At 44.8% G+C, this 6,983-nt stretch carries 7 protein-coding genes; 5 read left to right on the top strand and 2 right to left on the bottom strand.

What is annotated here, in order from left to right; translation table 11 throughout:
• Positions 1-95 precede the first annotated feature (95 nt).
• Together ACHBIE_RS09925 and ACHBIE_RS09920 are read right to left on the bottom strand one after the other, a co-directional pair.
• Positions 96-1,700, bottom strand: a complete 1,605-nt coding sequence (locus tag ACHBIE_RS09925) for a permease (protein WP_394733250.1) — start codon at positions 1,698-1,700, stop codon at positions 96-98.
• Positions 1,697-2,440 carry an ABC transporter ATP-binding protein gene (locus ACHBIE_RS09920; protein WP_394733248.1) on the bottom strand — a complete coding sequence of 248 codons (744 nt, stop codon included), beginning with the start codon at positions 2,438-2,440 and terminating at the stop codon, positions 1,697-1,699. The genes ACHBIE_RS09925 and ACHBIE_RS09920 overlap by 4 nt, the downstream gene beginning before the upstream one ends.
• Before the next feature lie 145 nt (positions 2,441-2,585).
• Between ACHBIE_RS09920 and uvrC the strand changes: the two genes are divergently transcribed.
• The 5 genes from uvrC (at position 2,586) to ACHBIE_RS09895 (ending at position 6,659) form a co-directional block, all read left to right on the top strand.
• Positions 2,586-4,364, top strand: coding sequence for an excinuclease ABC subunit UvrC (uvrC, locus tag ACHBIE_RS09915; RefSeq protein WP_394733246.1), 1,779 nt, complete (start codon positions 2,586-2,588; stop codon positions 4,362-4,364).
• Positions 4,365-4,419: 55 nt separating this feature from the next.
• Positions 4,420-4,548, top strand: a complete 129-nt coding sequence (locus tag ACHBIE_RS09910; protein WP_105122511.1) for a DUF4044 domain-containing protein — start codon at positions 4,420-4,422, stop codon at positions 4,546-4,548.
• A 44-nt stretch (positions 4,549-4,592) separates the two neighbouring features.
• Positions 4,593-5,906, top strand: a complete 1,314-nt coding sequence (obgE, locus tag ACHBIE_RS09905; protein ID WP_105110837.1) for a GTPase ObgE — start codon at positions 4,593-4,595, stop codon at positions 5,904-5,906.
• Between the two features lie 261 nt (positions 5,907-6,167).
• Positions 6,168-6,329, top strand: a complete 162-nt coding sequence (locus ACHBIE_RS09900; protein WP_125266479.1) for a hypothetical protein — start codon at positions 6,168-6,170, stop codon at positions 6,327-6,329.
• Between the two features lie 180 nt (positions 6,330-6,509).
• A complete protein-coding gene (locus ACHBIE_RS09895) occupies positions 6,510-6,659 on the top strand; it encodes a hypothetical protein (RefSeq protein ID WP_161497988.1) in 150 nt (49 codons plus the stop codon).
• The last annotated feature ends 324 nt before the right edge of the window (positions 6,660-6,983 follow it).

Raw genomic sequence — 6,983 nt, 5'->3', positions numbered from 1 at the left:
TATACACCTAGTGAGGGCTTTATGTTCGTTTTCATTATTCTGTGGGTGAGGGCGAAGCCATCATGGATGTCTTTCCCACTCCCTTTACTTTTATATCATAATTTCTTCCAGTAGACCTTAAAGAGGTAATACTGCAAGCCAGCAGCTAAGACCAGAACGAGTGTGAATATTCCTGAGCTAACATAGATTGGACCGATAGTGTTCGTCAGGATTGTTGCAATCACAAAGAGAATGGTTCCCAGAATCATGGTTGCAAAAATTGAGCCTGCAATCAGCCACTGGCCAGCGCCGCGACCGAAGAGCTGATTAGAATTTTGCCAGTTAAGCATGAGGAGTCGCTGATCCCGCCAATAGAAAATCTGTCCAACTAAAATTGCTGTTACTAGGTTACCAATTGTAAAGGCGAGGGCCAAAATTGGGTTTACCTTGAGCAATGCGATTGCCAGGACTAAATAGAGCAAGGCTGGTGGCAGAAATTGGACTGCCGAGATAACCCAGAATTTCTGAATAGTAAACTGCTTAAAGTTGATAGGTAGTGTCTTGATAAAGTGATAATTTTCCTTTTCCAGCGACATGGCCACCCCAATAAAGGTTGTAGCCCCTGCAAACATACTGCCCAGAATAGCTCCAGCCAGCAGAAAAATACCGAAATAATCTACTCCGAATTGACTAAAGGAATCACCATCCATAAATTGTGAGAAACTTGGAAAGAGGGCTACACCCATGATAATTGGCTGCAGGAAGGATTGAACCAGGAGATTGCTGTCGTTAAGCGTAGCCAGGTGGTGTTTAACCAGGGCCTGCTTGAGATTGCTAGGAAGTTTGCCAGATTTTTTCCTGCTCTTATTACTGGAAATGCTATCAATGACTAGCATTTGATTGAAATAATTAGGAATAACTGTCTTGGTCGCATAATAAATCAGACCGAGCATGACCAAGATTGGAAGAGCAAAATGTAGGAGCGTAGCCAGCGACAAGGTCTTGCTGACTAGATAGTGGAAACCAACAAAGACCGGAATGGTCGGAAATTCCACAAAGCCATCTGTATCAAACGACCGTACTTGTTGGCTTTGGATGTACATCATGGCCCCAACAGAAATCAGGGACGCTCCAGTTGTCAAGATGGTTGAAATCAAGGTCTTACGAGGACTTTTTGTCAGGATAGTTCCAATAAAATGTACCATGATTAGGTTGACCACATTGACCAGGAGCCAGAGGATGGCAAAGGAAAGCAGGGCAAGTGGCAGCAGGGTCAGTCCTCCGATTTGATAATAGGTCACACCCAGTAGAGTCAGGTTGGGCATGAGGAAGGGCAGAACCATTCCTTGAGCCGATAGAACCTTGGCTACAAAAACCTCGCTGGCTTTGACAGGTAGGGCCAGATAGAGTTTGGTGTCCTTGCTGTCATAGAAGACGGAGAAAAATCCTGTAAATCCATAAAGGATAGCCATGACCGTAAAGATTCCCAGCTGCATGGAGAAGAAACCAACCGAGCGACTATAGTCAATTCCAAGGAAAAAGACAGTGTAGAGGACGGCAAAGCCCACTACCATAAATCCCTGTTGCCAGAGGATACTCTTGTAGGCTGAAAAGGAGACATCCTTGCGCTTGCTTTGCTTTTTCTTGACCTGGGCCAGCAATTGCGGATTGGAGTTGAGGATATTGATTTTCACCAATTCCCAGATGATAGACTTGTTCATGCCTCCTCACCTACCTTTTCCTGCTGGCGGCCAGCCAATTCCAGGTAGATAGTTTCCAGGTCCTTATCAGGATACTGGGATTTTAATTCTTCCAGGCTACCTACGAAAATCAGACGACCCTTTCTCAGAATGCCAATGCGGTCACACAGTTGCTCAGCAACGGACAAAACGTGCGTTGAAAAGAGAACCGTATTGCCACCTCTGGCATGTTCCTTCATCATCTGCTTGAGGTCAAAGGAGGCTTGCGGATCCAGTCCAGTCAAGGGCTCATCCAAAATCCAAATATCTGGATTGGGTATCAGAGCGCCAATGATAATGGTCTTCTGCCGCATACCGTGGGAGAAACTATCGATAGGTTCATACTGGCGGGCGGTCATGTCGAAAAGAGTTGACAGGGTCCCGATGCGCTGGTCTACGTCCTCCTTCGGCACATCATAGACCTTACCGAGGAAGTGCCAGTATTCAAATGCTGTCAGATTGAGGAAGATATCTGGCGAGTCTGGAACGTAGGCAATCCGCTTTTTAATCTCATCCCGATGCTCAGCCAGAGTGAGATTGTCCACCAAAATATGACCTTCCGTCGCCTCAATAATGGAGGTCAGCAGGCTAATGGTCGTGGTTTTTCCGGCACCGTTGTGGCCAATCAACCCAAAAATCTCACCCGATTCAATGGTCAAATTTAAGTCATCCAAGGCAAGATTGTCACCGTAAGCCTTGGTAATGTGGTCGAATGTAATCATAAGTTCCTCCTTAATCGTTCAAATAATATATAGACTTATTATACTGCTGTCTTAGGACAAAAACAAGAGTTTCTAGAGGAAAAATGTAAAAAAAATCACATTTTTCCTTTATGAAATTTTTGGTCAAAACTGCTATACTAGACCTATGAACGATACCATTAAACACAAGTTGGAGCTGCTGCCGGACAGTCCGGGTTGCTACCTCCACAAAAACAAGTACGGAAAGACTATCTATGTGGGCAAGGCCAAAAACCTGCGCAATCGGGTGCGGTCATATTTTCGTGGTGCCCATGATACCAAGACAGAGGCTCTCGTAGCGGAAATTGCCGACTTCGAGTTCATCGTGACCGATTCCAATATTGAGGCGCTCCTGCTGGAAATCAATCTGATTCAGGAAAACAAGCCCCGTTACAATATCATGCTCAAGGATGACAAGTCCTATCCCTTTATCAAGATTACCAAGGAACGCCACCCACGGCTGCTCATTACACGGCAGATAAAAAAGGATGGTAGTCAGTATTTTGGTCCCTATCCAGATGTGGGTGCGGCCAACCAGACCCTCAAACTATTGGAGCGTCTGTATCCTTTCCGCAAATGTAAATTGCCTGAGAACAAGTATTGTCTTTATTATCATTTGGGGCAATGTTTGGCCCATGGAGAAAACCTGCCCAGCCTATCAGACTATGACAAGATGGCTAAGGAAGTGGCCCAGTTCTTGACAGGTCATGATGATAAGATTGTCAAGGAAGTGCAGGAAAAGATGAAGGTAGCTGCTGGCAATTTGGAGTTTGAAAAGGCTGCGGAATACCGGGATGTCCTGCAATCCATTTCCACCCTGCGGACCAAGCAACGTGTGATGGCTCATGACTTGCAAAATCGGGATGTCTTTGGCTACTATGTGGACAAGGGCTGGATGTGCGTGCAGGTTTTCTTTGTTCGGCAGGGAAAACTGATTGAGCGGAATGTCAATCTCTTTCCTTACTATAATGATGCGGATGAAGACTTTTTGACCTATATCGGTCAGTTTTACAGGGACCAGCAACATTTAATACCGTCTGAGGTTTTGATACCGCAGGATATTGACCAAGAAGCCGTAGAAGCTCTGGTAGATACCAAGGTCATCAAGCCTCAGCGTGGGGAGAAGAAGCAACTCATAGCTCTGGCCACCAAGAATGCGCGTGTTAGTCTGGAGCAGAAGTTTAATCTATTGGAGAAAAATCTGGAGAAGACCTACGGTGCTGTGGAGAATATCGGTCAGCTTTTGGGGATTCCGACGCCGGTTCGTATCGAGGCTTTTGATAACTCCAACATCATGGGAACCAGTCCTGTGTCGGCCATAGTGGTCTTTGAAAATGGGGTGCCCAATAAGAAGGAGTACCGCAAGTACAAGATTAAGACAGTTGAGGGGCCGGATGACTATGCCTCTATGCGGGAAGTCTTGCGCCGCCGTTATAGTCGCGTCCTCAGAGAAGGCTTGGTGCCACCCGATTTGATTATCATTGATGGTGGTCAGGGGCAGGTCAATGTCGCCAAGCAGGTTATCGAGCAGGAGCTAGGCATGTCCATTCCCATTGCAGGTTTGCAGAAGAATGACAAGCACCAGACCCACGAATTGCTGTTTGGAAATCCGCTTGAAGTGGTTGAACTGCCCCGTAACTCGCAAGAATTTTTCCTCCTGCAACGCATTCAGAACGAGGTACACCGCTTTGCCATTGAGTTTCACCGTCAGGTTCGTTCGAAAAATTCTTTCTCTTCAAAATTGGATGGTATTGAGGGCTTAGGACCAAAGCGCAAGCAGGCTCTGATGAAACATTTCAAATCCATTGGCAATATCCAAGCAGCAAACATACAAGAAATCGCCGAAGCAGGTGTGCCTTATAAGGTAGCGGAGAAGGTCAAGGAGAAGTTGAACAATGAAAATTGAACGCTCTGCCATTTTATGGTAAAATAAAGGATAATGACTGTAGAAGGAGAAAGCAATGGCTTTTGGAGAAGAAAAACACAAGAAAACTTTATTTGAACGCTTTACATTATTGATTGTTATTATTATGGTGATTGCCACGATTGCTGGTTTAATTTTCCCTGCAATCAATGCATTAATGAACTAAAAGGCGCTTTTTAGCGTCTTTTTCAGAGAAAGATTAGGTAGATTATGAGTATGTTTTTAGATACTGCCAAGATTAAGGTCAAGGCAGGTAAGGGTGGCGACGGGATGGTTGCCTTCCGTCGTGAAAAATACGTTCCCAACGGCGGTCCGTGGGGTGGTGACGGTGGTCATGGCGGTCACGTTATTTTCAAGGTAGACGAAGGCTTGCGTACCCTCATGGATTTTCGTTACAACCGCATTTTCAAGGCGGATGCCGGTGAAAAAGGTATGACCAAGGGTATGCACGGTCGTGGTGCGGAAGATTTGATTGTGCGCGTGCCGCAGGGAACAACCGTTCGTGATGCGGAGACTGGCAAGGTTATCACCGACTTGGTGGAGCACGGTCAGGAGTTCGTCATTGCCCACGGTGGTCGTGGTGGCCGTGGAAATATCCGCTTTGCCACGCCGAAAAATCCTGCGCCTGAAATTGCTGAGAATGGTGAACCAGGTGAGGAACGCAATCTGGAATTAGAACTAAAAGTTCTGGCGGACGTTGGTCTGGTTGGTTTCCCATCTGTTGGGAAATCCACTCTCCTCAGCGTTATTACAGCTGCCAAGCCAAAAATTGGTGCCTACCATTTTACAACCATTGTACCGAATTTGGGAATGGTGCGAACTAAATCAGGCGAATCCTTTGCGGTTGCCGATCTGCCAGGCTTGATTGAGGGAGCTAGTCAAGGTGTCGGCCTGGGAACGCAATTCCTACGTCATATTGAACGGACGCGTGTTATCTTGCACGTTTTGGACATGTCAGCCAGCGAAGGCCGTGATCCCTATGAGGACTATGTGGCCATTAACAATGAATTGGAAACCTACAATCTTCGTCTCATGGAACGTCCGCAGATTATTGTTGCCAATAAGATGGACATGCCAGATGCGGAAGAGAATTTGAAAGAATTCAAGAAGAAGCTGGTAGCCAACTATGATGAGTTTGACGAACTGCCACAGATTTTCCCGATTTCCGGTATTGCTCATCAAGGATTGGAAAACTTGCTGGAGGCGACAGCAGAATTGCTTGAGAAAACGCCAGAATTCTTGCTGTATGAAGATTCTGATTTCCAAGAGGAAGAAGCTTACTATGGTTTCAATCCAGATGAACCTGAATTTGACATTAGCCGTGCGGATGATGCCAGCTGGATCTTGTCTGGCGACAAGCTAGAAAAACTCTTTACCATGACCAACTTTGACCGCGACGAATCTGTTATGAAATTCGCCCGTCAGTTGCGTGGAATGGGTGTTGATGAAGCCCTCCGTGCGCGCGGTGCCAAGGACGGTGACACTGTCCGCATCGGCAAATTTGAATTTGAATTTGTTGATTAACGTAGCAGTTTGGCTGCAAGTTAACTTGCTAGTCAAACTACGCCAAGTCCTATGGGATCTTGGCTAGCTACCTTACTAACTACACCCAAATGGTAGTATCGCCCATTTGGGTTCCGTGTCGTAACCTGTTTAGTGGACTTTTTCAGCTGGTCTCCCAGAAACTGGACGGGACCATAAGACTGAGTGTCCCGCTATTATTCAACAATCATCAACCTGAGCTTGTGTTTCAGGGCTACATTTTATTCCTCAAGGAGGTATGCAATGGGTGATAAACCAATATCCTTCAAGGATAAGGATGGAAATTTTGTTTCGGCAGCCGATGTTTGGAATGCTGAAAAATTAGAAGAGCTTTTCAATAAACTCAACCCCAATCGTAAACTTCGTTTGGAACGCGAGCGATTGGCCAAGGAAACTACGGAATAATAAAATATTACCTGCCAATATCTGTTGGCAGGTTGTTTCTTACTTTTATTTTTGTAAATTTTCTTGAAAATCCTCCAACATATAAAGAAAACTTATAGGATGTTTTCACAGTTTCGTTTTACATTTTCTATGTCGTGTGATACTATTGGTTCATTCCAATGGAAAGTTAAGGTATAAACAATGACATCAACATTCAATCAAATCTCTGAAACTAATCGTTCAGAATTTATCCAACGTCTATTTGACACAAATATGACAAATGAAGAAGTTGCGCCTCTTTTGTCTCTGACTGAGGAAGAAGTTGCTGTTTTGCGTTTGCAAACTGCATAAGAAATATTAAAATCATACCTTACATAGCTTTTATCAATTTTATTGGAAAAAGATGATATTATGATGAAAAATTATGCAGTTTTCTATTGACAAAAGTCTTGAAAACAGGTATGATAGTTACAAAATAAACAGTGAAAGGAAACAAGCTATGCTGAAAAAGGGTCGCATGACTATGCTTGCTCATACTTATTTCTACGGCTATTTTAGATAGTGTTTGTAGACATGGTAGACATGGATGCAAACACAAAATCGTAAGGTTTGTATCTATGTGGCTGTAGTTGTTTTGACCTGTGCCCATAGATGATACATCTAAACGGCACGCAG

This window comes from Streptococcus sp. A23 (assembly GCF_043674155.1).
GTDB classification, from domain to species: domain Bacteria; phylum Bacillota; class Bacilli; order Lactobacillales; family Streptococcaceae; genus Streptococcus; species Streptococcus suis_V.
The sequence above is the reverse complement of the archived record's forward strand: the minus strand, read 5'-3'. Positions and strand labels throughout refer to the sequence as shown.